Here is a 237-nt window from a genome sequence, read left to right as displayed (position 1 = left end):
AACTTGTTGTGTACCTATTTGCACAATAACCACATGCCCTTGCGCTTTACGGCTTGTACGATCGGCACCTTTCACTAGCCAATGCTCTAAATAAAATAAAGGCACTGCTTTTTTACGAACAATAATAGTTAACTGACCATCAACCACATTCGTTTTAGTAAGGTCCAAGTTAAATATTTCACTTACCCCTGCTAATGGTAGTGCAAATGTTTGCTCACTCACTACCACCATTAAGGT

The 237-nt window shown here is 39.2% G+C and carries 1 protein-coding gene; it reads right to left on the bottom strand.

The window, feature by feature from the left end; translation table 11 throughout:
• Window positions 1–237 (bottom strand): chemotaxis protein CheW (locus tag AAEY98_RS22665; RefSeq protein WP_351019896.1); only part of this gene is annotated, 237 nt, incomplete at both ends.

The sequence above is a fragment of the Shewanella sp. AC91-MNA-CIBAN-0169 genome (assembly GCF_040310165.1).
GTDB lineage: Bacteria > Pseudomonadota > Gammaproteobacteria > Enterobacterales > Shewanellaceae > Shewanella.
Note: the sequence above shows the minus strand (reverse complement) of the source record. Positions and strands in the feature narration are given on the sequence as shown.